This window comes from Azotosporobacter soli (assembly GCF_030542965.1).
GTDB lineage: Bacteria > Bacillota > Negativicutes > SG130 > SG130 > Azotosporobacter > Azotosporobacter soli.
Genome location: NZ_JAUAOA010000022.1, coordinates 1 through 22,562, shown reverse-complemented (window position 1 = coordinate 22,562; position 22,562 = coordinate 1). Strand labels below are relative to the sequence as shown.

The following is a 22,562-nucleotide window of genomic DNA, read 5'->3' as shown; positions in this document are numbered from 1 at the left end:
GGATGGCGATGAAAACAAAACCGATTATGCACGGTTACTATGTTTTTAGTCCGGCGACCCGTTTATTTCATTGGAATTTGGTGATTTGCATCTTCTTGTTGTTTTTTACCGGACTGTACATTGGCAACCCCTTTTTTATTGGTTCGTCAGGTGTTGAACCAACGTATGCGGTCAATAATTTGTTGTCGATGGAAAATATCCGTTATGTTCATTTTCTTGCCGGGTATATTTTGATGGCGTCCTTGATTTTGCGTTTGTACGGTTTTATCACGCATAAAGGTGACCGATTATTCCCTAAGTTTTGGACGAGAGGCTATTGGGATGGCTTGATTGATACCCAGTTGCACTATATGTTTTTGCGAACGAAACATAAACCTTATTTGCGCAATTCACTGGCTCGAACGGGGTATGCTTCGGTCTATGGCATGATTTTGCTTGAAGGCGTTACCGGATTTGCTATGTATGCGATGATCCGCCCGAATGGGGCAGGAGCGCAAATGATTAATCCCGTCAATCATTGGCTGGTGGACGAATATATGGTGCATGTAATTCATCATTATGTTGCGTGGATGATCATGCTGTTTGTGATTGTACATGTGTATATGGTCTTTCGGGCTGATGTTATGGAAAAAGGCGGCGAAACATCAGGCATGATATCCGGCAGGAAGTTTTATGAGGAAGAACCTGTCGATCATCGGGATTTGGGGGAATGATATGACCGAAAACATGGTTTTGGGCGTCGGCAATATTTTGCTGTCCGATGAAGGCTTTGGCGTTAGGGTCGTAGAAGAACTGCAAAGGAGTGGTAAGGTTGCGGCGCATATCCAAGTGGTCGACGGCGGTACGCTCGGGTTTGGGTTGCTGCAGTATCTTGACGGCGTGAAACGTTTGCTGCTTATTGACGCAATTGAAGGTGACCGTGAGCCCGGAACGCTTTATGAATTGCGCGGCGCTAAAATACAGGAATATTTTCAAACGAAATTATCGGTTCACCAGCTAGGGATGCAAGAAGTTTTGGCGGCGCTGGGTTTGTTGGGGCGGCCGATCGAAGATGTCATCGTGCTTGGCGTGCAGCCGCAATCGCTGGAAGTTGGCCTAGAACTCAGTCCTCTTGTACAAAGTATGCTTGAACCGGTGCTGAATCGTGTTCTGGCGCTTTTAGGCGAGTGGTGAAAAGGAGTGCATAAATAAAAAAACGGTGACCGAATGGTCGGCGTTTTTTTATTTATAACGTTGTTATTATCTTTATAGGGCAGAGTAGGCGAAGGAACCCGAATATCTTTTGCTTTGTGAGGATAAATGATTCGGTAGACGGATTTTGCTATAATCAGGTTATGGATAATGGAAAGCGGCGAATGAGAAAGGGGTACGCGTATGATGCAGCAGGAAGCGTTACCGGTCAAAGGGATTTTTGGTGCGGCGTGGGTCAAGTTTAAAAAAGAAATGGCCATGTTGGAAAATGAAAATAAGAGTATTTTTTTGCGTGCCCGTTATAATGGACAGGTTGACTTGCCGGAACTTAGGAAGGCGGCGCAGCATATTTATGAACAGATCCTGCCGATACCGGGTCTGGTCGGCTGGTTGCATGAACCGGGACGTTCGCAATACTATTTATATCGACATGGGATTGATGTGGCTGTGCTTGCCGGATTGGCAGGGATGTGGCTGGAATATGAAACGGACGCGATCCAGGAACTGGTGTTTGCTGGTTTGATCCACGATATCGGAAAGGCGCGCGTGCCGTTTTCGATTATCAGCAAACCATCGCGTCTGAACGGAGCGGAACAAACGGATGCTCATGATCATGTCAGTCGAAGTTGGGAGATGCTGAGGGAAACTGGAGCAGTTAATGAACGCGTGCTCGAAGCGGTCAGCCAGCATCATGAACGTTTGGACGGCAGCGGATATCCGTTGGGGAATAAAGGCGATACCGTTTCGCTCTGGGCGAGGATCATAGGGATTGCCGACGTATATGACGCACTGGTAAGCAATCGATACTACCGTAGGGGAATATCGCCGTTTGAAGCATTCCAGCTGATGAAAGAAGAAATGGAGACCACGCTTGATGAGGCGTTGATGGATTTGATGTTTAAGCGCTTGGCGGAAGGTTTGGTCGGCCAGCAGGTCAAGCTGCATGATGGAAAAAAAGGCATCATCCGCTTATATGAATATGGCAAAGAGAACCAACCCATATTAGAAATGGAAGACGGAGATCTATTGCAACTTGGTTTGAAGGCGCAATTTTCCGTTGCAGAATTAGTTTATTGAGGCGGGATTTCCCGCCTCGTCTTTTTTCCGGTGAAGACTTTTGTCGCTTGAGAAAGTCTGCTATAATGAAAAGTATGTTTTAGAAGTAGTGAATGGAGCTGATGCATGATGATACGGGGAGTCAGAGGAGCGACGACGGTAGAGAATAATTGCGCCGAAGAGATTATTTCTCGTGTGGAAGAATTGCTAACGGCTCTCATAAAAGCCAATGCAATAGAGACGGAGGACATTGGCGCACTTATTTTCAGCTCGACGCCGGATCTGAATGCGGCATTTCCTGCGGTAGCAGCGCGTCGACTCGGCTGGAATGAGGTGCCGCTTTTTGGAACGCAGGAAATTGAACAGCCGGATGGCGTTAAACAGTGCGTTAGGGTGTTGGCGTTGCTGAATACGGAGCGCAGTCAAAAGGAAATCAAGCATATTTATTTACACGGAGCAACGGTGTTGCGCCAGGATGTAAAACAATAACAGGAGGGTGCAATACCCGTCGGAGACAGGGAGTTGAATCAATGAAACGGTTGTCTATCGTTGTGCCGGTGTTCAATGAAGAAGAGAACATCGAATTTTTTTATCAAGAAGTGTGTAAACATATGACTCCATTGTCGTATGTGTTTGAAGTTATTTTTGTTGACGATGGGTCGACGGATGCGACGCCGGCTATACTCGCACGTTTGGCAGAAGAAGACTGTCGCGTACGCGCCATTATTATGGCGCGTAATTATGGACATCAGTTGGCGCTGACTTGCGGACTCGACCACGCGGACGGCGATGCGGTCGTCACAATGGACGGGGACATGCAGCATCCGCCGGAGCTAATACCTCGGCTGCTCGAACATTGGGAAAACGGTTATGAAATCGTCCAAACGATCAGGGCAAAAACGGAAGGTGTTTCTTGGTTTAAGACGAAAACATCGGAATTGTTTTACAAACTGATCAATTCGTTGTCTAAGGTTCACATCCGTGAAGGCGGTTCTGACTTTCGTCTGCTTGATCGCAAGGCTGTAATGAGCTTTCGCTTGTTTCGTGAAAAGGCACGCTTTATTCGCGGCCTGATTGGCGCTATCGGATATCGTCAAACGACTGTCGAATTTGTCGCGCCGCGCCGCCATGCAGGAACCTCCAAATTTTCGCTGAAGAAAATGATTAATTTTGCACTGGACGGCATTACCGGTTATTCTACGCTGCCGTTGCGCTTTGCTTTTTATGTCGGATTGGTCTTCGCCGCGATCAGTTTTATCGTGACGATGCATGTTATCTATATAAAGCTGTTCACGCAAGAAGCCGTGCCAGGCTGGGCTACGACAACGGCCAGCATTGCGCTGCTTGGCGGTTTGCAGCTTTTAGGTCTTGGCATCATCGGCGAGTATGTTGGTCGTATCTTTGAAGAGGTAAAGCAGCGACCACTTTATCTTGTTCGAGCGGATTTACAAACAAAAGATAACAAATTGATAACAAAAAACGACCATTGGGCAGGAAAATAGTCCTAGACGTCGAATAACTATAAGTGTAAAGCCATTCGGGTAACTAAAAAAGCCTAATCCTAGCCCAGGAGCGGGGGAACCAAACTTTGGGGTGAAACGTTATTGTCAGCATTTATGTTGGCAAAGTGGGGTGCTTCTCGACCCTAACCCGTCAGCTAACCTCGCAGGCTCATGAGAGGAGTAGTAATTTGCGTATCTTTTCCCGTGCAATCTTGCTGGGATGTCTGTTGACCGCAGCGATGTTTAGTGTTTGCGGCGCAGAATCTTATCGGCAAGGAGACCAAGGTCAAGACGTGGCAGCGATTCAGAATCAGTTGGGGGCGCTTGGCTATGATGCCGGAGCTGCAGATGGTGATTTCGGCAGTTCGACAGCGAATGCGGTAAGAGCGTTCCAACGCGACAAAGGATTGGAAGTCGACGGCATTTTAGGGGAACAAACCTATCGGATGCTGATGGGGCGGGATATTCCTGCCAGTCGTAGCGACGGATCCACATCTGCGGTCAGAAGAATCGTGCAAACTGCCATGCGCTATCAAGGTGTGCCTTATGCATTTGGTGGAACCGGCCCTGGTGGATTTGATTGTTCCGGCTATGTTCGTTATGTTTATGCTCAGGCTGGCGTTTATCTGCCGCGGGCAGCCGACGAACAGTTTGAAGTGGGGCAGTCAGTTTCGTACAGCCGTCTGCAACCTGGCGACTTGGTGTTTTTCCAGACGTATGCGCCAGGTGCATCGCATGTCGGCATTTATGTAGGAAGCGGACAATTTATTCATGCCAGTACTAGCAACGGAGTTATGGTATCCAGTTTGGATAGCGGTTACTGGGGGCCACGTTACATTGGTGCTCGTAAGGTGTTGTAGTGTTTTTGTGTGTGGAGGCCGTCGTTGGCCTCCATCTTTATTTTAAAAATGAAGCCGGATACTTCTAAAGTAACGCGGCTACGGATGCAAGCCAACTTTTCTTTTGAAAAAAAGAGGGTTTTACGTGTTAGACCAATAATTAATACAATCAGCATCAGTATTTTAGAATGCTCCGTTGGAGGCTTCGCATGTTATTCTATTGGAATCTTTTCATACGTCCTTACTGCTCGCTAATCATGACCGCATTGGCTGGTTTTGTAATAGCGAGTTTAGCTGGTTTATCGGCGCCGCTGGTTATTCGACGCTTGATTGACGACGCCTTAATGAAGAACAGTTTATCTTTATTGCATGGCATCATAGGGGTTATTGTCGGTCTCTATGTAATTAGGGGCTTGTTTTCTTTTCTTCACGGCTATCTGATTGCTAAAGCAGGCAACCAGATGGTGACAACGCAGCGACTGGAATTATTCAAAAAATTGCAGGCCAAAGATTATGCTTTTTTTGTCAATGTACCGGCAGGTGAAATTATATCCTTATTCACAAATGACTTGTTGTTGGTTCAGCAGGCAGTGATGCTTGCGTTGCCGGATTTACTGGTGGAAAGTCTTAACTTGCTGCTCATATTGGGCATCATGATTTATTTCGACTGGCAATTGGCGTTGGTCACATTTGCGGTTCTGCCGTTCATTGTCTTAGCAATCAAGGGATTCAATAAACGGATCGCGACGCTCGGAACGATGGTCGAAGATGCTCTTAGCCGTCTTACGGGCAGTCTGCACGAAGCCTTGTCGACAATACCGGTGATTCAAAGTTATGTCCGGCAGGAGTATGAGTGTGAAAAATTCAATCGTGATGTACAAAAAGCGCAGGGCGATCTGATGCGCGTACAGCGGTTGAATGCATTGTTGCTCTCGCTGGTTGAATTCTTAGCGGCCATCGGCTTAACGGTAATCATCTGGTATGGCGGCTATCAGGTTATCAGTGGCCATTTGAGCATGGGAGGCATGTTTGCCTTTTTGATCTATATTATCAATATTCCGGTACCGTTGAAAAAAATCAGCATGGCGATGTCGCGCCTCAAGCTGGGTGAAGTGGCATGGCAACGCTTGGAACGACTCGGGGAAGGGAATGAAAACGGTGTTAGCGATGGTCCGCAGGAGCTCTTGAATGTCACGCCGCAGTCGGTTTCATTCGAAAGCGTTTCGTTTGCTTACCAGCCGGAAGTGCCGACTCTGAGCAACATCAGTCTATTGGCCAAACCGGGTGAAATGATTGCGATTGTCGGGCCGAGCGGCGCGGGTAAATCTTCTTTTGCCAACCTGTTGCTGCGTTTTTACGATCCGGTGCACGGCGCGATTTTATATAATGGCGTCGATATTCGACAGTTCAGAGTCGCAAATTGGCGGCGGCAGATCGGATTTATCCAGCAGGAACCGATTTTGTTCAATACGACGATCCTGGATAATATCCGCTACGGATCCCCGCAGGCTACAGAAGAGGAAGTGCGGGCGGCAGCCCGCATGGCGAATGCAGATGAATTTATTGCCAGACTGCCAGGGGAGTATCAGTATGTGGTCGGCGATTTGGGCGGCAATCTTTCGGGCGGACAGCGCCAACGCATTGCGATTGCCCGCGCAGTCTTATTGAATCCTGCGATCTTGGTGCTCGATGAACCGACAGCGGCGCTTGACCCGCAGGCGGAAAAACAGGTGCTTGAGACATTGCGCCAGGTCAGTGGGGCGCGCATTACCTTTATGATTACGCATCGCTTGAATACGTTGCAGGCTAGTGACCGGGTGCTGTACATGGAACATGGACGTATTCTCGAACAGGGTACGCATGCAGAACTGATGCTGCATAGCGTGCAATATGCGAAAGCCGTTCACGAAGGTGCGCCCGGATAAAAGGAGTTTTCCTGATGTTGCAAGAAATACTAGGCGAACTTAAGAGACGGGGTTGTCGGATCACAGAGCAGCGCCAAACGATTATTGAGGCTGTCTTAGCAGTTGCGGGCAGCCGTTTTACGGCATACGATGTTTGGGAAAGGGTGAAGGCGATACAACCAGAACTGGGCCTGGACACCATTTACCGAAATATCAAGCTGCTGGAAGAATTGGGCTTTTTAGCGTCGATCGGCGGCGTTGGCAAAGAGGGAAACCGCTATGAAGTAGCCGGGCGAGATCATCATCATCATCTGGTTTGTCTGCGTTGTGGAAAGACAGAATGCATCGATTATTGCCCGATTGATGATGTGCTAGTGAATTTAGTACAGGAGCGAGGCTATGATTTGGTTCGCCATCAATTAGAACTGATGGGGATCTGCCGGACATGCCGGCAGTAAAGGAGACAGGATATGGGGCATATATGCTTAGAAACAGTGGATTTTTCGTATGATGAACAAGTCGTTCTTTCAGATATTAGCCTGACGATTGAGGCGGGCGATTTTGTTGTGGTCGTCGGGCCGAATGGTGCAGGCAAGAGCACTTTGTTAAAGATTATGGCCGGTCTGCTGGAACCGCAGGCTGGCCGTATCGTTATTAGTGGTGAGGAAATGCGCGCGGCGCAACGGCAGGGACAGATTGCTTATGTGCCGCAGCAATACAGTGCGCATACGCCTGGATTTCCGGCGACGGTTGAAGAAATTGTCGAGCTGGGCACAGTGAAAGGTCATCATACGCGCCAAGGAAAACGCCATATTGTCAGTCATATGCTTGAATTGGTTGGTGCTACGGCGTTGCGGACGCGCCGAATCGGTGAATTGTCAGGCGGGCAGCAACAGCGCGTAATGGTGGCGATGGCGCTCGCGGCAAATCCGCAGATTCTCCTGCTCGATGAGCCGACCAGCGGAATCGATTACGAGGCAAGCGGGCGTATTTATGAATTGTTGAAGGATTTAAATCAAAACTTGGGTATTACAGTGGTGATGATTTCACATGATATGGAGAAAGCCTTACAGTATGCAAAAAAAGTCGCCTGCATTAATCGTGGCCTTTGTTTTTACGGCAAGAGCGAGAATTTTGATTTCAGCCATATTCAGACAAAACATTCCTGGTATTATACTGGGAGATGAGGTGGTCGCATGGAGTTTTTTCAATATGATTTTTTGCAGCGGGCGTTGGTTGCCGGCATATTAATTGCGCTGGCCTGCCCTTTGATTGGCAATTTTGTCGTGCTTCGGCGTCAATCGATGATTGGCGATGGGCTTGGTCACATTGCGTTTGCCGGAGTGACCGGCGGATATATGGTAGGCTGGTACCCGGCTTTTGGCGCTTTTCTGCTTACCTTGGCGGGGGCGCTGGGGATTGAGTGGCTCAGACGGCGCCATCGGAATTTGGCAGATATGGGCTTAGCCGTCTTTTTTTATGCGGGCATTGCGCTGGCTATTATTTTCAGTACGATGACGCGCATGCCCAGTGCAGGGTTGTTGAACTTTTTGTTTGGCAGCATACTGACGGTAACGAATACGGATTTGGCGTTAATCAGCGCTTGTACATGTGTGGTGATGCTGCTGATGTACAGATATACTCAGTCTCTGCTTTTAATGTCGCTTGACGAAGATGTGGCAAAAGTCGCCGGCGTTCCGATTGACAAGATCAATTTGGTTTTCAGCGTACTTACCGCTGTTGTCGTTGTAAGTGGGATGATGGTCGTGGGAATCTTATTGGTAAGTGCATTGATGATTGTACCGGTTGCAGCCGCGCATGCGTTGGGTCTCGGCTTCAGGCGAACAATCGCGGCCTCCGTATTGATTTCATTGGCTTCCGTATTTATCGGTCTGACGGCTGCGTTTCAGTTTAACATCGCACCGGGCGGCACGATTGTTATGACGGGCGTCGCGTTGTATATTGCTGCATCGCTTTGGGGTCGAATCGGGCGCAGCAAACTAAAAAACAGCGGCAAAGCGTGAGGCTTTGCCGCTGTTTTTTAGTTAATCGGTAAAACGATCCCAAAAGAGATAAGCTATAATCAAGAAGATGGCTGCGAGAATTCCGATATCGCCTACGTACATGTGCGCGGCTCCTTTGTTATGATTTTAATAGGCCGGACAATTCCGCGAGTTGCTGGCCGATCATGTCTGAAAATGTGTCCAAGGTGGAGAGTGAGGTCGCATCCGGCGGGGAGACGGTTTTATTGACGATAAACATATTCTCGGAAGTATTGAATGCTTTGACATCCAACTCCATGCTAAGCGGACGCACGGTCAATAGAACGACATTATTGACATGTGCGGTAGAGCCGTAAGTGGTTAAAGCTTCCGTCGTCGCATCCTGGCCGCTTGTGATGCCGGCACGGTTTAAGCCGCGTAAAACCTCATTGCCGGAGAGGACTTCGCTGCCGAGAAACAGGAGATTTAACTTATAGCGGATGACTTCATTCAAACCTTTTGTCAATAATTCGCTGCCGGGGACATAGTGTCCGCCGCTATCGACGTAGAGCGCTACCGACATAAGAGCATTTTCACTGGAGGCGGCCAGCGCGCCGGATGTCATGCTAAAAAATAGGCAAAGTACGATAAGGATGGTCTTTTTAAACAAAATAATCACCTCAAGAAGTAGTTTGAGAAACGAACGTGTCTGTCCTTTAAAAGGGATGACGCTTGTTTCCATATGCAATATTATAGCACAATTATGGTATAATAGGTGGCAAGGGGACAAAGGAGCGGGGACAGGCTATGGAAAATGTATATTCGCTCGTAGAGCGTTTTTATGATGAAGAAGAAGCCGAAATATTTTTGCCTCAGGAATGGGTAGAGGGTTTCTTGCGTCATCGGGCATGGCAGGGCGACAATGATGCGGCGTTACAGCAAACATGGAAGCAGTTACAGTGGTTGATCTTGTATTTGCTGCATGCCGATTTGACGGAAGTAGATGAGATGACGAGCCAAGATTTCAGTATGGCGGTACGGTGGCTTACGAATCAGGCGAAAGGAATTAAATCGGACATTAAGGCTGTACGTAAATTTTTTTCCGTCCTGAAAGATTTTTTTCGCTATGCCGAATTGAGAGAGTGGCTTGTATATCCTGAAGCACTGGAAGAGGCAGCGGAAAAAATTGCCGGCGGCAATAAATTACGTTTTTTACAGATCAGCGATATCTTGGAAGAATTGACTTTTCCGACAAACGGCTTGGAAGAGCGCCTTTTATCAGCGGATGATGTAGGTCGCTTGGTCGGTGAAGCGCTTGAAGTATTAATGCTTAAAATTGGCGGATTTTTTCAAAAAGAATCCTTTGCCGATGATTTTGATCGGGCATTGTATCTTTATACGGGGCCGTTCGATACGATGCCGGAAGAACAGGAAGAGGAATTTTGGCTAGGCTTTTGGGATTATTTCATTTTTGATTATCATTTGCTAAGCGATGACATGACGCCACTGCAGCGTTTTCAAAAAGAATATCGCGAGCGGATTAGCGAAGATGAAGCACATATTTTGCAAGATTTACTCAGCTCGAAGTTCACGGTCTTTTATGTGGACCGTTCCCTAGACGGTGAAATGGTGCAGTGCGTGAATTTGTTTACGGAAGAAAAATTTGAATTGCCCATGCCGGAATTTCCCTTGCATCAATTGAAACGGCAGTTGTTTTTCGGTCATGTCTTTGCACGCGGCATGTTAATGATTAATTATGTAACAAATTTGGAAGTCAGTGAATCGTTACGGCGTCGGATCAAAGAAGAAGTGATCAAGCTGGCGGACATCTTTTCCAAGCAACAGGCAGGCAATGATTTAGCAGCTTTTTTGCGCAGGCATTCCCTTGTCATACGGCATGCGATTACAGCGCTTACCGGAATGGCGCGTGTAACAGTCAGCTGCGCGATCCATACTCGTCCGGCCGATGAATTGCCGACCGCGGCGAAGTGTGAACGTGAGCCGGAGCCGGTGGTCGTAAGCTTGCTTGATGAGCGCGGGCCGGAATATGGGTTTTCGCGCCATGACATTATGCTTTTGCAAAATTTATGGCGGGATTTCAACCATTATTACGATAGGGAAATCAAGGAACCGGAAGCCTGGGCGGCGGCTGTGATTTGTACTTATGCGCAAATCAACGGCTTATCGCATTTTGTCGTCAGTGAACTGGCGGATGATTTTGCAGCGAATGTTGCGCGCGTGTATAGAAATCGAATGCGTCTGGCGCAGCGTTTGAAATTGAAGGCTTTTGATCCACGCTATTTGGGCGAAGAAGGCTTCATCTTATCATTGTTTCTCTAAGGAGGCATTTTATGCGTTGTGAACAATGCGGTAATTTACTTTCGGAATGCCAGTGTGTTCGTACGCTGACGCAAGAAGAGCATCAGGCTTTTCATGGAATTACTCTCGATACAACGGAAAACGCCAGAGAAAGAACGCAGCGATCAAGACCGAGCGGCGTTCATTTTGTCTGGCGTCCGTCAGGTTGGGCCGGTGTGCTTGTAATTGCAACGGTTGCTGTGGCTGCCTTGCTTGTCGCCTTGCCGTTAGCGCTTATGCTGGGCGCGGCAGCGTTGCTTTGGCAATGGCGTCGCCGCTGAAAAAAAGGGAATCGCTCGATAAATGAGCGATTCCCTTTTCTTTACTAGGAAAGAGCAAGAATACTGTTTTTTAAGCGGTGATATTCTTGTGTGAAGTAGACTCCATTTTGCGCTTCGCGGTGATCGAAGCCGAAAGCGCGGCGGCTGACGGCCATGACGGGCGGCGCCTGGATGCGTTTGGCAACGCCCATGCCGCAGTATTGCTTCCACCAACGTTCAAGATCGGCGATGAAATCTTGCGGTGTTGCGAACAGACTAGCGACGATACCGGGCTGGCAACCCAGTTCTTTTTCAAGCGAGCCGTTTTGGTACCAAAGCAGAATGTCTTCCGGTGTAGCCCGTTGCCAGCGTTCGACGAAAGCGCGAAAGAGATAATCGTGGTAAGGATAACAAAGAGGATCCCCTTTTCCTTCATCCACAGCCTGGGCCATCGATAACTCCGCACTGGGAATCAAATCCAAGATGCCTTGCGGGATGATCTTGCGCTGCCAGACAACGTCATTTAGATAATTGGCCAGAGCGTAAACCTGGTGTTTCCACAAATCGGCCAACAGAGCAAGAAAACCGGATTGATCGCCATACAAGGTAGAATAGCCGACTGTTGTTTCGCTTTTATTGGCGTTGCAGCTAAACGCTCCACCAAAAGCTGCTGCCGCGGCGGATAGTATTCGGGCGCTGCGGTCGCGCGCCTGTATGTTTTCTTGCATGAAGGAGGAGAGCGAAAGATGTTGCGCCTCGCTTCGTCCGACTTGGCGAATCGGCGTTTGCGAAAGCTGATCTATGGTGTGCGCCACCGAATCTTCGATTGGCACGATCATATAAGGACAGGCAAGATTATTGGCTAACTCGGCCGATAAGTTTTTAGTCGTTACCGAATTGAAACGGCTTGGCATGTTTATAAGCAGTACGTTGTCAGGACCAAGAACGAGCTGATAAAAGGCGGCGCTAAGCGCGGAATCGATGCCCCCGGATAAGCCGACAACGACGCGTTTAATGCCAAGGCTGGTTGTGAAGCGCTCCACTCCGTAACGCAGCGCCTGATAGATTTCGGCAGTCGGAGTCTCTTTTGGCAGTTGGCAAGGTTTCGTCGGAATACCGAACGGAAAATAAGCGATGTCGCAGCTGAAGGCGGGGACGTATGCGGCAATTTCGCCATCCACCTGATAAGCGGTGCTGCAGCCGTCAAAGGTATATACGGTTTTGCCGTTGTTTTGAATGCCGGTGCTATTGACGTAAAGGAGCGGAGCATTGAAACGGCGGGCGTGAGCGGAAAAAACGCGGTTGCGTTTTTGATTTTTATTTTGCGTATAGGGAGAGCTCGATAAATTTAAAAATAAGTCGATCGGTCCGTTTGTCGCTAACGCTTCTAATGGGTGGAAGGCATAATCGTCGGTCCAGGCGTCTTCACAGAGCAGACAACCGAGCGAGAGGCGGCGGTCTCCCAGAGACACGTAGACCGGCTGACTCAGTTCGGCGACGGTCTTATTTTGCTCCAAGGCAAGCTTGCGTAAACTGTAAAAGTGTCTCGAATCTTCAAATTCGCGATAATCCGGTTGCAGCGTTTTGATGCGATATGGATAGGGAAAGTTATCGGCGCCGATAAAAGTTCCCTGATGTGCGATGAAGCAGGCGTTATATTTGCGCGGCCGACCGTCGTCATTATGCTTTTGCCAATCAATTGCGACATTGCCGAAAACAATGCAGATATCGTTGGAGGCGGCTGCCAGGCGTTTACCCATGGCTTCGCATTCACGTAAAAAAGCAGGTTGTTCCCAGGTATCGCCGAGCAGGTAACCGGGGATTGACATTTCAGGGAAAACAATGATTTGGGCATTAGCGGAACGGGCTGTTTCGACCATAGACAACATGACGTTTGTATTGTGGAATGGCTGGCCGGGAATTACTTCGAGTTGCGCCAAAGCGATGCGAATTGTCAAAAGAAGTCACCTCTGCTTATAAAAAGAATAATAAATCTTAAAAGTTCGCCTTGAGCATTCAATATCCTGCTGATGGTAATAAATGAAACTTTTATTCGTTGAAGTAGACAGTTTAAATATTTTTATGATATTATAATGCAATGAGAGAGAACGAATGTCTCTTGTGAGCGATTGAAAAATGCTGAAGGATTGATTGGCGGAGAGAAAAGAAATGCAGCCTGATATTTGCAGAGGAAAGCAGGAATTTAACAGTACTGGTAGTATTTATCCAGTAGTGAAGAAATTTTGCTGGAGGGATTATTATGGAGAATTGTTCGAGTATCATGGCGATCGCGCAAGAACGTCGTACCGAATCAGCGACGCGCGTACAGGATGTCCTGACGCGTTACGGCTGCAATATCAAAGTGCGTTTAGGGTTGCATGACGTACAACCGGATGGCGGCGTGTGCTCCAACACTGGAATGATCATGTTGCAGTTGGTCGGCTCTGCGGCAGAGATCACTCAACTGGAAAAAGACCTTCAGGGAATCCCGAACGTCAAAGTAAAACAAATGATGCTTGATTTTTGAAAAGGTGCGCGGGCGACCGCGCATTTTCATTACAAAGCATGGCTACTTGAGGAGGACGCATTTTTATGAAAAAAACAAATGCAGCGCGTATATTGGATAGCATGAATATTTTGTACGAATTAAAGGAATATCCGGTCGATGAAGAGGATTTAGGCGCGGAAAATGTGGCTGCTAAAGTAGGCCTGCCTCTGGAACAGGTGTTTAAGACGCTCGTCGTCGAAGGCGATAAAAGCGGTGTCCTTATGGCGGTCATTCCTGGGGGACGGGAACTCGATCTTAAAGCGCTGGCCTCTTATAGCGGAAATAAGAAGGTGGACATGGTTCCTTTAAAAGATGTACAAAAATTAACTGGCTATATTCGAGGCGGCGTTTCGCCCTTAGGGGCGAAAAAAGCATATCCGGTATATGTGGATGAGAGTCTTGATGAATGGCCTTTCATTGCGGTTAGTGCCGGAATCCGCGGTTGTCAAATTTTAATCCATCCAAGCGATCTAACGAAATCTGTGCAGGCCCGGGTGTATGGCATATGTCGTTAAATGAATTTTGCATCGAAAAAAGCATTAAGGAAAGGGTGCCCGCTTGCCGACTTGGTTATCTGCTACTAAATGACTTACATATTCAGAGCGAGTCTGCTGCGCTGCAGAGTGAGTTTTCTCTCTTGCGACAGGCGATTTCAGAGCAATACACGCTGGATGGCTTGAGCCAGGTTACGCGCATTGCGGCTGTGCGGAGCATGTACAAGAAAATGTCATGGGATCCGTCCCGCTATCGTCCGTCAGCAGAAGCTTTAGTTAGGCGAATCCTGCAAAAAAAGGAGTTATATCAGATTAACAGTGCAGTCGATGCGTCGAATTATTGTTCGATTAAATTTCTCTTGCCGTTTGGTTTGTATGATGCAGATAAATTACATGGTTCCATTCGCTATCAGGTTGCGACAGAAGGCGAATATAGCAATATTGGTGGTAAAACGGCGAAGACGGAGGGAAAGCCGTTTTTAAGCGATGAAAATGGAGTTTTTGGCAATCCGACATCGGATGCAAAACGTACAGCGGTCACACTGCTGACGAAAAACGTATTGTCGATCGTGTATGCGGATGAAGAAATAACGACGCGTGAATTGAGTGAAATATTATCGTATACGGCGGAAAAAATCCGCTTTCACAATGGGGGACGTTTAATAAAACATGGCATTGTGACGGCGTGTGACGATAAGTGAGAGTATAATAAAAGGAGCGGCAGCATGAATTATATCAGTACTAGAGGCAGCAAAGAACGAGTATCTTCGGCGGAAGCGATTAAAAGAGGTCTGGCGGAGGATGGAGGACTCTTTATCCCGGAGGCGCTGCCGGAGTTTAGTTTAACGATGCTAACACGTTGGAAAAACATGGATTACCGACAACGGGCTGCGGATTTACTAAAACTTTTTCTTACCGATTATAGTGAAGATGAACTAAAAGCCTGCACGGCGGCTGCTTACAGTGAAGAGAAATTTTCCGAGGCTGCTATCGCGCCGATTCGTTCGTTGGATCGGCAGCATCATATCTTGGAACTTTGGCATGGCCCGACAAGCGCCTTTAAAGATATGGCATTGCAGTTGCTGCCGCAATTGCTGACGAAAGCACTGCTTAAGACTGGAGAAAATTCGCAGATCGCAATTTTAGTCGCAACCTCAGGTGATACAGGCAAGGCGGCACTTGAAGGTTTTCGCGATGTAGAGCAAACGAAGGTCGTCGTTTTCTACCCGAAAGACGGGGTGAGCGAGATTCAGCGGATGCAGATGCTGAGCCAAGGCGGGAGCAATGTTGCGGTGGTTGCAGTGGAAGGGAACTTTGACGATGCGCAAAGCGGCGTTAAGGAGATCTTTTCCGACGCAGGCGTCAAACAGCGCCTGCAAGCGAAGCAAATAAGACTCTCTTCGGCAAACTCAATCAATTGGGGGCGCTTGGCACCGCAAATCGTTTATTATTTCAGTGCTTATATCGACTTGGTTGCAGCTGGGCAACTTACTTTGGGCGAAAAAGTAAACTTTGTCGTGCCTACCGGAAATTTCGGCAATATTTTAGCCGGATATTATGCAAAGCAAATGGGGCTACCTATTGGACGCCTGATTTGCGCCGCCAACCCCAACAATGTGCTGACTGATTTTATTAGGACAGGAAAATATGATCGCAGTCGAGCCTTTCATAAAACAATATCGCCGTCGATGGATATTTTAATCTCCAGCAATCTGGAGCGGATGTTATATTATATCGCCGATGGGCGTTGCGAGCTGGTTGAAGGCTGGATGAAGTCGTTGAAAGAAAAAGGCGGCTATGATATTGGCGCGAAGTTGCTGCAAAAGGTACAGGATATCTTTTGGAGTGAATGGGTCAGCGATGAACTGACGCAGGAAACGATTCGCAAAGTATACGAGGAGCGAAATTATCTCTTGGATCCGCATACGGCAGTGGCTTGGCAGGCCGGTGAAGCGTATCGAAAAACGGGCGATGAAACGCCGCAGATTATTTTATCTACGGCTAGCCCGTTCAAATTCAATGACAGCGTTTTAAAGGCGCTAGGTGTTGCTGCGACTGAGACGGAGTTTGCGATGCTAAAAACGTTGGCGGCAAAAACCGGCTGGACGATTCCAACTCAACTGGCGGAACTGGAAAATTTGCCGATTCTTCACAAGGACATCTGTACTCCGAAAGGAATGCAGCAATGCGTTGAAGACATCTTGCAATAAAAAATCGCGTACCACCGAAGAGATAAGGTGGTACGCGATTTTTTATTTTTTTTCTGCAGCGAGCAACATTTCAAATTCGTCTAGTCGTTCGGCGAATTTTTTCAAAGTAAGTTCAATAGGCTGCGGTGCGCTCATATCGACGCCTGCATTACGCAGCAAGGTGATCGGATAGTCTGAACCGCCGCTGGAGAGAAAAGCGAGATAGCGTTTTTGCGCCTCCGGTCCTTGTGTGCGCAGACCTTCGGCTAAAGCGGTGGCGGCTGAATAACCGGTGACATATTGGTAAACGTAGAAATTGTAATAGAAATGAGGGATGCGGGCCCATTCCATATCGATCTCTTTGTCAACGACGATGTTCTGGCCATAATATTTGATGTTCAACTGACGCCAGATGCTTGAGAGAAGATCCGCGGTGAGCGTCTCGCCTGTCTGCGATTTTTCGTGGATTTCTTTTTCAAATTCGGCAAACAGCGTTTGGCGATATACGGTAGTGCGGACTTGTTCAAGATATTGGTTCAACAGATAGAGGCGGACTTTTGGGTCTTTATTGGTAGCGAGCATATGCTCGAGTAAAAGTATCTCATTGGTGGTTGAAGCGACTTCAGCGCAAAACGTAGTGTAAGAAGAGGTGGCAAACGGTTGTCGGTCGTTGCTGTAGTAACTGTGCAGCGCGTGTCCCATCTCATGTGCCAGAGTGGAGACGTCTTCATAGCGTTCTTGATAATTTAGCAGGACATAAGGATGTACGCCATAGACACCCCACGAATAGGCGCCGGTCTGTTTGCCTTTTGTTTCATATACATCAACCCAACCGGAATCAAGGCCGTGCGACAAAGCGGTTCCATAGGCGTCGCCAAGTGGAAAGAGGGCTTGCTGGACGAGTTTTCTTCCTTCTGCATAGGAGTAATGAAGGGAAACATCGGAGACAAGCGGTGCATATAAATCATACATATGCATTTGCTCAACACCTAAGGCGCGCCCTTTGATGTTGACGTAGCGATGCAGAGGGGCCAGGTTGTTTGTCACGGTGTCAATCAAATTATCATACACCGAAAGTGGGATATTATCATTGAAGAGGGAAGCGGCACGCGCCGATGGATAATGGCGGCTGTCAGCATAAAAGATATTTTTCTTGACGTTACTGTTTAGCGTAGCGGCAAAGGTATTGCGGTATTGGCGATAGGTGTCGAACAGCCCGGTAAAAGCCTTCTGCCGTACCTCGCGCTGTGGTGAACGAATAAAGAGACTGTAACGTCCTTCACTTAACTGAGTAAGATGACCTTTTTCATCTTTTATAGGAGGAAATGTCATGTCGGCATGGGCTAACATATTAAAAATCGTTTCTGGCGCTTGTGCGATTTCTGCGCTGCGTGCCAGCAATGCTTCTTCCTGCGGTGACAAGACATGCTGCTTTTGGCGCAGTAAATTATCAAAGTAGAAATCATAGCGAGCCAGTTGCGTTTCCTGATTACGAAGTGATTGCAAAGCGGCATCCGGTATCGATAAGATTTCAGGATCGATGAACGATAAGGCGGCGCTGCTTTCAGCCAGCAAGCCCTCCATTTTGCCGGTGAGCGCTTGTGCGTTATTGTCGGCGGTGTTCTCATCGCGCTGCATTCGGGCGTAGGCGAATAACTTGCCGCTGCGTTGGCCGATTTCATCACGCAACTGCAAGCAGTTCAGCAGTTGTTGCGGTGAAGAGGACAAAGTACCACGATAAGCGGCGGCTTGTTCAAGCAGCGGTTTAAGATTGTCAACGTCTTGCTGCCACGCTGCCAACGAAGGGTACATATCATCCAAATGCCATTTGGCTTCGGAAGGGATTTGACTGCGATCCGGTAGGGAGGTCGTATTGGTTCCGCTGGCTTCGCTCCGGCCGTAAACGGGAGCCAGGATCATTGCACCTACCATCCAAGGAACTAACTGTTTAATCATGCTAAGACCACTCCTTTAAAAAGATAAGCTATCTTTTGTATCTATTAGCCTGAAAAGGAGAGAATCCTCTTTGCGTCAGGCATTTTTGTTGACAGAATTAAGGAACGGGTCTATGATAATTGCAGTTTTAAATGAATGAGGTGCCTAGATGAAGATTGTCCTAACGACATTAAATGCCAAATATGTCCACTCGGCGTTGGCTTTATACAGCTTAAAAAGTTCTTTGAAGGCGCAGGGGATATTAAGTGAAATAAAAGAATACAGCATCAATCAGCACCTGAGTGATTTGGTCGGCGACTTGTTCCGGCAGAATCCGGACGTGTTGGCGTTGGCCTGTTATATCTGGAACCGCCAGGAGATCCTCCAGCTTTCGCAAGCGATCAAGGCGATTTTACCGAAATGCAAAATCATCATTGGAGGACCGGAGGCGACCTATAACGCCGCTTCCTTATTGCAAAATGCGCCTTGGGTGGATTATGTAATTTTAGGCGAAGGCGAAGAAACGTTGCCTGCGTTACTAAAAGCGCTACGAAATGATGATGAAGGCATAGCGAGAATTAAGGGGATTGCCTGGCGTAGCCCAGAAGGGATTGTGGCTGGTGAGGCGCAGGTTGTGAATGAACTGGACAGCTTGCCTTTTCCTTATGAAGAAACGGATTTAGAACAACTAACAGGAAAGATTCTCTATTATGAAACTTCGCGCGGTTGCCCTTATTCTTGCCAATATTGTCTTTCCAGTGCTACGCAAGGCGTGCGTTTTCGTAGTTTTGATAAGGTGAAAGCTGAACTGGATGTTTTTTTGCGTAGGCAAGTCCGTCAGGTGAAATTAGTGGATCGGACGTTCAATGCAAAACCGGAACATTATCAGAGCATTTGGCGTTATCTGGCGCAAGCGGAGGCGGAAACGTTATTTCATTTTGAAGTGTCGGCCGATATTTTACAGCAAACAGATTTGGAACTGTTGACTGCATTGCCTTCCGGTCGCTTTCAGTTGGAAATCGGTGTTCAGTCGACGAATGAAAAAACGCTGCGTCAAATCCAGCGGATAAATCAATGGGAGCGTCTAACGGACAATGTGAACTGCCTGCGCAAAGCGGATAATGTACATTTGCATCTCGATTTAATCGCGGGCCTGCCTTATGAAGACTATGCTAGTTTTGCAAATTCCTTTAATGAAGTGTATGCGCTCAAGCCGCATATGCTTCAGCTTGGCTTTTTGAAATTGCTGCCGGGATCAGGGATCCGTCGCGAAGCGGAAAAACATGAATATGTTTTTCTCGATATTCCGCCGTATGAAGTGATGGGCAATCGATGGCTACACTATGCGGAACTTTTAAAGTTAAAAGAAGTGGAAGATGTCGTCGAACGCTTTTACAATAGCGGACTGTTTGCACATTCGGTTGACTATCTGGTTCGTCAGACACAGGGTGGCGCATTTGTCTTTTATGAAAGATTGGCGGAGTATTGGGCAGGGCAAGGCTTTCAGATGATTGCGCACAGTTCCAAGGGTTTGGCGGAGATTTTACTGCGATTCGCGCGAGAAGAATATGCCATGGCGATGGAGCTGTTTGAAGAGCTTCTCAAACTGGATATGCTGCTCGTGCCTAAGGGCGGTTTGCGGATTAGCGGCTTAAGCTGGGACGGCGAACAGTGGGATGAGGAAAAAACCGCTTTTTGGCGTGATGAGGAGAGAGTGCGCCAATATCTTCCGAACTATACGTTTCTTTCCTGGCGGGAATTGAAAAAAAGGTATCAAATGGAACAGATGTCGTTCGATGTCTTGCAATATCTTGCAAGTGGAACAATTAACAGGCTCAGCCAAACGATTCTCATTGACTACAGCGGTAAACGTGTTCAATTGCATGCCGTGTCTGAGATGGAGCAGGAGTCAGTTCGATGAAGAAAGCGGGTTTACGCTGATGCTGACAGAACGTTATAATGCCTATTCGGATTACCTGCGCCGTCGTTTTGGCGTCAAGGTATATAAACTGCCGGTCAGTTTACCGGTTACATGTCCCAATCGCGATGGAACTTGCGGCTCAGACGGCTGTGTATTTTGCGGCGAAATTGGCGCCGGCTATGAAAACTTACCTGCATCGATCACGGTTGCGGAGCAGATCGCAACCAATATGGCGCATATCAAGCCGAAGTATAAGGCGGAAAAGTTTATCGCGTATTTTCAAAACTTTAGCAACACTTACTTGCCGCCTGAAGATTTACGTGCTCATATAGTAGAAGCGTGCCAGCCGGATATAGTCGGCGTCGCACTTGCCACCAGGCCGGACTGCATCCATGAGACGTATCTGGCGATGCTGGCGGAAGTAGCGCAGGAGAAAGAGATTGAGATCAGCATTGAGTTGGGGTTGCAAACGGTAAATTATCATACGTTGAAAAAAATTAATCGGGGCCATGGTTTGGCGGAATTTATTGAGGCTGTACAACGGATCAAACGATATGGTTTTTCCATTTGCGCACATTTAATATTAAACCTGCCATGGGATGATGAGCTTGACGTTAAAGAAGGCGCTCGAATCTTATCGGCGCTCGGCGTAACGGAAGTCAAACTCCATGCGCTATATGTAGTCAAAGGAACGTTATTGGCGAAGTGGTATCAAGAAGGGCAGATTGATTTGATCAGCAAAGAAGAGTATATGGAAAGGGTGATTCTGTTTTTAGAACACCTGCATCCGGATATCACCGTACAAAGGCTGATTGGACGTGCGCCGGAAAGCAATACTCTATTCAGCAATTGGCAGACTGGTTGGTGGAAGATTCGCGATACGATTGTTGCACAGATGACAGAACGAAATACATGGCAGGGGCGGAAATGCGATTACCTGCATGGTGCCGCTGTGCGAAAATTTTTGCAGGAAACCGTTTGAACATCGCGTATATATACGTAGATGACAGTAATGACGTTTGCATGTCAATCGATAAAATGGAGGGACAAGGCTATGGAGGTACGGAAGATTTTCAAAGCCGGCAATAGTTGCGTGATCTCGTTGCCGCTAACCATGATGAAGGCATTGGAACTGACAGAAGGATCGCACGTGACTATGGAAGTGAATCGTGAACAACAAGAATTGGTTTTAAAGCCGGTCGTCGTTAAGAAAAAACAGTTCTCCGTAGATTTTGTTCGGATGGTGGACAAGTTGCTGGTCGACTATGAATATACGCTGAGGGGGTTGCGGTAAATGCGTTACCTTCATATGGAGGAAATCATCTATCTGTATACGGAAATGATTCGTCGTACAGGCGGCACAGCAGGGCTTCAAGATGAAAATGCCTTAGAGGAAATTTTAAACAAGCCGATGGTCGCATTTGAAGGCGAAGACTTATATCCGGATGTTTTTACAAAAGTAGCTGTTTTGCTATATGCGATGATAAACAATAAACCTTTTCAAGACGGCAACAAACGAATTGCCGTTCTGGCAGCTTTATTTTCCTTGCGAATTAACGGGTATCATGTAATTGCCGCCCAGGATAAGATCATTGATATGGTAAAAGACGTTGCGGCTGGGCGGAGCAAAGTCGATCATTTGGTGACCTGGTTTAAGAAGAACACGTTGCCAGTGTAAAATAAACTTATTTTTCTGTGTTTTCAATACCGCCTTTACAAGGAAAAAAAAGGATGATAATATAGGCGGCGTGTGAATTTGAAAAATAAGTGAGGTAATAAGTCGTGGAAAAATTAGAACTGTTAGCGAGCATTCGTAAATTATCGTCGGTCGTACATTGTGATAACCTGGCGCAAGCTTTACCGGAAGAAAGCATGCTTGAAATGAGAGCGACGCTTGACCAATTAAGCGAAAAATATGTTTCGATTTACTGCTAAAAAAAGAAAAAAAGTATTGACGAAAAACAAAAGGTTATGTTAATATATAAAAGTCGCCGAACGGTGACGGTGCTCCTTGAAAACTGAACAATGTGGAAAAGAATGAAAAGCCAGATGTGCGGAGATGTCATCGCTTTGGTGATGATGACTCAACAAACAATATGTTTTTGTTATAAAGAGCTGATGAAGCTTCTTCATAATTTTATGGAGAGTTTGATCCTGGCTCAGGACGAACGCTGGCGGCGTGCCTAACACATGCAAGTCGAACGGTTTGTTGTTTAACACCGAATCTTTGCGGAGGCGTTACCGATGAGCGAAAGCGAAGAGGGAACGCGTTATCAAAGAGGATAACACTTCAGTTGAAGGTTGGGTGTTGAACAACAAATAGTGGCGAACGGGTGAGTAACGCGTAGATAACCTGCCTCTAAGATGGGGACAACAACTCGAA

At 47.4% G+C, this 22,562-nt stretch carries 24 protein-coding genes, 1 rRNA gene and 1 riboswitch; of the genes, 22 read left to right on the top strand and 3 right to left on the bottom strand.

Features of this window, described 5'->3' with window-relative positions; genetic code table 11:
• Window positions 1–8: 8 nt before the first annotated feature.
• The 10 genes from cybH to QTL79_RS15005 all read left to right on the top strand — a co-directional run bounded on the left by cybH (window position 9) and on the right by QTL79_RS15005 (window position 8,516).
• The gene (gene cybH, locus QTL79_RS15050; protein WP_346355787.1) at window positions 9–713 is read left to right on the top strand and encodes a Ni/Fe-hydrogenase, b-type cytochrome subunit; all 705 of its coding nucleotides are present in this window, start codon (window positions 9–11) and stop codon (window positions 711–713) included.
• A complete protein-coding gene (locus QTL79_RS15045; protein ID WP_346355786.1) occupies window positions 673–1,173 on the top strand; it encodes a HyaD/HybD family hydrogenase maturation endopeptidase in 501 nt (166 codons plus the stop codon). Before cybH ends, QTL79_RS15045 begins: the two co-directional genes overlap by 41 nt.
• A gap of 201 nt (window positions 1,174–1,374) precedes the next feature.
• Complete coding sequence (locus QTL79_RS15040; RefSeq protein ID WP_346355785.1) at window positions 1,375–2,268, top strand: HD-GYP domain-containing protein; 894 nt, start codon at window positions 1,375–1,377, stop codon at window positions 2,266–2,268.
• A gap of 105 nt (window positions 2,269–2,373) precedes the next feature.
• Entirely contained in the window at window positions 2,374–2,736 is a 363-nt protein-coding gene (gene aroH / locus QTL79_RS15035; protein WP_346355784.1) for a chorismate mutase, read from the top strand.
• 41 nt (window positions 2,737–2,777) lie between these two features.
• Complete coding sequence (locus QTL79_RS15030) at window positions 2,778–3,749, top strand: glycosyltransferase family 2 protein (protein ID WP_346355783.1); 972 nt, start codon at window positions 2,778–2,780, stop codon at window positions 3,747–3,749.
• 40 nt (window positions 3,750–3,789) lie between these two features.
• Window positions 3,790–3,934: riboswitch (cyclic di-AMP (ydaO/yuaA leader) on the top strand.
• Window positions 3,935–3,988: 54 nt separating this feature from the next.
• Entirely contained in the window at window positions 3,989–4,609 is a 621-nt protein-coding gene (locus QTL79_RS15025) for a C40 family peptidase (protein ID WP_346355831.1), read from the top strand.
• A gap of 188 nt (window positions 4,610–4,797) precedes the next feature.
• Window positions 4,798–6,513 carry an ABC transporter ATP-binding protein gene (locus QTL79_RS15020; protein WP_346355782.1) on the top strand — a complete coding sequence of 572 codons (1,716 nt, stop codon included), beginning with the start codon at window positions 4,798–4,800 and terminating at the stop codon, window positions 6,511–6,513.
• 14 nt (window positions 6,514–6,527) lie between these two features.
• Window positions 6,528–6,950, top strand: a complete 423-nt coding sequence (locus QTL79_RS15015) for a Fur family transcriptional regulator (RefSeq protein ID WP_346355781.1) — start codon at window positions 6,528–6,530, stop codon at window positions 6,948–6,950.
• 12 nt (window positions 6,951–6,962) lie between these two features.
• Window positions 6,963–7,679: a metal ABC transporter ATP-binding protein gene (locus QTL79_RS15010; protein WP_346355780.1), complete on the top strand. Its 717-nt coding sequence runs from the start codon at window positions 6,963–6,965 to the stop codon at window positions 7,677–7,679.
• A 9-nt stretch (window positions 7,680–7,688) separates the two neighbouring features.
• Window positions 7,689–8,516, top strand: coding sequence for a metal ABC transporter permease (locus QTL79_RS15005; protein ID WP_346355779.1), 828 nt, complete (start codon window positions 7,689–7,691; stop codon window positions 8,514–8,516).
• A gap of 118 nt (window positions 8,517–8,634) precedes the next feature.
• On the opposite strand, the gene QTL79_RS15000 is transcribed toward QTL79_RS15005, so the two are convergent.
• On the bottom strand, window positions 8,635–9,144 hold the full coding sequence (locus QTL79_RS15000) for a hypothetical protein (RefSeq protein ID WP_346355778.1): 510 nt from the start codon (window positions 9,142–9,144) through the stop codon (window positions 8,635–8,637).
• A gap of 137 nt (window positions 9,145–9,281) precedes the next feature.
• Here QTL79_RS15000 and QTL79_RS14995 point away from each other — a divergent pair, with 137 nt between their 5' ends.
• Both QTL79_RS14995 and QTL79_RS14990 read left to right on the top strand, forming a co-directional pair.
• Entirely contained in the window at window positions 9,282–10,814 is a 1,533-nt protein-coding gene (locus QTL79_RS14995; protein WP_346355777.1) for a hypothetical protein, read from the top strand.
• Window positions 10,815–10,825: 11 nt separating this feature from the next.
• Complete coding sequence (locus tag QTL79_RS14990) at window positions 10,826–11,113, top strand: hypothetical protein (protein ID WP_346355776.1); 288 nt, start codon at window positions 10,826–10,828, stop codon at window positions 11,111–11,113.
• Between the two features lie 44 nt (window positions 11,114–11,157).
• Here the strand turns inward: QTL79_RS14990 and nadE are convergent, their stop codons facing one another.
• Complete coding sequence (gene nadE, locus QTL79_RS14985) at window positions 11,158–13,050, bottom strand: NAD(+) synthase (protein WP_346355775.1); 1,893 nt, start codon at window positions 13,048–13,050, stop codon at window positions 11,158–11,160.
• 302 nt (window positions 13,051–13,352) lie between these two features.
• On the opposite strand from nadE, the gene QTL79_RS14980 reads away from it, so the two are divergent.
• The 4 genes from QTL79_RS14980 to thrC all read left to right on the top strand — a co-directional run bounded on the left by QTL79_RS14980 (window position 13,353) and on the right by thrC (window position 16,344).
• Window positions 13,353–13,619 carry a CPF_0552 family protein gene (locus QTL79_RS14980; RefSeq protein WP_346355774.1) on the top strand — a complete coding sequence of 89 codons (267 nt, stop codon included), beginning with the start codon at window positions 13,353–13,355 and terminating at the stop codon, window positions 13,617–13,619.
• A 65-nt stretch (window positions 13,620–13,684) separates the two neighbouring features.
• Window positions 13,685–14,155: a Cys-tRNA(Pro) deacylase gene (ybaK, locus tag QTL79_RS14975; protein WP_346355773.1), complete on the top strand. Its 471-nt coding sequence runs from the start codon at window positions 13,685–13,687 to the stop codon at window positions 14,153–14,155.
• A complete protein-coding gene (locus tag QTL79_RS14970) occupies window positions 14,146–14,835 on the top strand; it encodes a B3/B4 domain-containing protein (RefSeq protein ID WP_346355772.1) in 690 nt (229 codons plus the stop codon). Before ybaK ends, QTL79_RS14970 begins: the two co-directional genes overlap by 10 nt.
• A 24-nt stretch (window positions 14,836–14,859) precedes the next feature.
• Complete coding sequence (gene thrC / locus QTL79_RS14965) at window positions 14,860–16,344, top strand: threonine synthase (protein ID WP_346355771.1); 1,485 nt, start codon at window positions 14,860–14,862, stop codon at window positions 16,342–16,344.
• Between the two features lie 42 nt (window positions 16,345–16,386).
• Here the strand turns inward: thrC and pepF are convergent, their stop codons facing one another.
• A complete protein-coding gene (gene pepF, locus QTL79_RS14960) occupies window positions 16,387–18,255 on the bottom strand; it encodes an oligoendopeptidase F (RefSeq protein ID WP_428845485.1) in 1,869 nt (622 codons plus the stop codon).
• Window positions 18,256–18,427: 172 nt separating this feature from the next.
• On the opposite strand from pepF, the gene QTL79_RS14955 reads away from it, so the two are divergent.
• The 6 genes from QTL79_RS14955 to QTL79_RS14930 form a co-directional block, all read left to right on the top strand.
• Window positions 18,428–20,179, top strand: coding sequence for a B12-binding domain-containing radical SAM protein (locus QTL79_RS14955; RefSeq protein WP_346355770.1), 1,752 nt, complete (start codon window positions 18,428–18,430; stop codon window positions 20,177–20,179).
• 19 nt (window positions 20,180–20,198) lie between these two features.
• Window positions 20,199–21,161, top strand: a complete 963-nt coding sequence (gene mnmL, locus QTL79_RS14950) for a tRNA modification radical SAM protein MnmL/YtqA (RefSeq protein ID WP_346355769.1) — start codon at window positions 20,199–20,201, stop codon at window positions 21,159–21,161.
• A 72-nt stretch (window positions 21,162–21,233) separates the two neighbouring features.
• Window positions 21,234–21,473, top strand: a complete 240-nt coding sequence (locus tag QTL79_RS14945; protein WP_346355768.1) for an AbrB/MazE/SpoVT family DNA-binding domain-containing protein — start codon at window positions 21,234–21,236, stop codon at window positions 21,471–21,473.
• Complete coding sequence (locus tag QTL79_RS14940; protein ID WP_346355767.1) at window positions 21,474–21,857, top strand: type II toxin-antitoxin system death-on-curing family toxin; 384 nt, start codon at window positions 21,474–21,476, stop codon at window positions 21,855–21,857. It abuts the gene before it with no gap.
• 104 nt (window positions 21,858–21,961) lie between these two features.
• The gene (locus QTL79_RS14935; protein WP_346355766.1) at window positions 21,962–22,114 is read left to right on the top strand and encodes a hypothetical protein; all 153 of its coding nucleotides are present in this window, start codon (window positions 21,962–21,964) and stop codon (window positions 22,112–22,114) included.
• A gap of 201 nt (window positions 22,115–22,315) precedes the next feature.
• Window positions 22,316–22,562: ribosomal RNA gene (locus QTL79_RS14930) — 16S ribosomal RNA — on the top strand; the annotation flags it as partial.

What these genes read in the sequence shown, in the direction of transcription:
- cybH (WP_346355787.1), top strand. Translation starts at nt 9, where the DNA reads ATGAAAACAAAACCGATTATGCACGGTTACTATGTTTTTAGTCCGGCG.
- QTL79_RS15045 (WP_346355786.1), top strand. Translation starts at nt 673, where the DNA reads ATGAGGAAGAACCTGTCGATCATCGGGATTTGGGGGAATGATATGACC.
- QTL79_RS15040 (WP_346355785.1), top strand. Translation starts at nt 1,375, where the DNA reads ATGATGCAGCAGGAAGCGTTACCGGTCAAAGGGATTTTTGGTGCGGCG.
- aroH (WP_346355784.1), top strand. Translation starts at nt 2,374, where the DNA reads ATGATGATACGGGGAGTCAGAGGAGCGACGACGGTAGAGAATAATTGC.
- QTL79_RS15030 (WP_346355783.1), top strand. Translation starts at nt 2,778, where the DNA reads ATGAAACGGTTGTCTATCGTTGTGCCGGTGTTCAATGAAGAAGAGAAC.
- QTL79_RS15025 (WP_346355831.1), top strand. Translation starts at nt 3,989, where the DNA reads ATGTTTAGTGTTTGCGGCGCAGAATCTTATCGGCAAGGAGACCAAGGT.
- QTL79_RS15020 (WP_346355782.1), top strand. Translation starts at nt 4,798, where the DNA reads ATGTTATTCTATTGGAATCTTTTCATACGTCCTTACTGCTCGCTAATC.
- QTL79_RS15015 (WP_346355781.1), top strand. Translation starts at nt 6,528, where the DNA reads ATGTTGCAAGAAATACTAGGCGAACTTAAGAGACGGGGTTGTCGGATC.
- QTL79_RS15010 (WP_346355780.1), top strand. Translation starts at nt 6,963, where the DNA reads ATGGGGCATATATGCTTAGAAACAGTGGATTTTTCGTATGATGAACAA.
- QTL79_RS15005 (WP_346355779.1), top strand. Translation starts at nt 7,689, where the DNA reads ATGGAGTTTTTTCAATATGATTTTTTGCAGCGGGCGTTGGTTGCCGGC.
- QTL79_RS14995 (WP_346355777.1), top strand. Translation starts at nt 9,282, where the DNA reads ATGGAAAATGTATATTCGCTCGTAGAGCGTTTTTATGATGAAGAAGAA.
- QTL79_RS14990 (WP_346355776.1), top strand. Translation starts at nt 10,826, where the DNA reads ATGCGTTGTGAACAATGCGGTAATTTACTTTCGGAATGCCAGTGTGTT.
- QTL79_RS14980 (WP_346355774.1), top strand. Translation starts at nt 13,353, where the DNA reads ATGGAGAATTGTTCGAGTATCATGGCGATCGCGCAAGAACGTCGTACC.
- ybaK (WP_346355773.1), top strand. Translation starts at nt 13,685, where the DNA reads ATGAAAAAAACAAATGCAGCGCGTATATTGGATAGCATGAATATTTTG.
- QTL79_RS14970 (WP_346355772.1), top strand. Translation starts at nt 14,146, where the DNA reads ATGTCGTTAAATGAATTTTGCATCGAAAAAAGCATTAAGGAAAGGGTG.
- thrC (WP_346355771.1), top strand. Translation starts at nt 14,860, where the DNA reads ATGAATTATATCAGTACTAGAGGCAGCAAAGAACGAGTATCTTCGGCG.
- pepF (WP_428845485.1), bottom strand. Translation starts at nt 18,255, where the DNA reads ATGGTAGGTGCAATGATCCTGGCTCCCGTTTACGGCCGGAGCGAAGCC.
- QTL79_RS14955 (WP_346355770.1), top strand. Translation starts at nt 18,428, where the DNA reads ATGAAGATTGTCCTAACGACATTAAATGCCAAATATGTCCACTCGGCG.
- mnmL (WP_346355769.1), top strand. Translation starts at nt 20,199, where the DNA reads ATGCTGACAGAACGTTATAATGCCTATTCGGATTACCTGCGCCGTCGT.
- QTL79_RS14945 (WP_346355768.1), top strand. Translation starts at nt 21,234, where the DNA reads ATGGAGGTACGGAAGATTTTCAAAGCCGGCAATAGTTGCGTGATCTCG.
- QTL79_RS14940 (WP_346355767.1), top strand. Translation starts at nt 21,474, where the DNA reads ATGCGTTACCTTCATATGGAGGAAATCATCTATCTGTATACGGAAATG.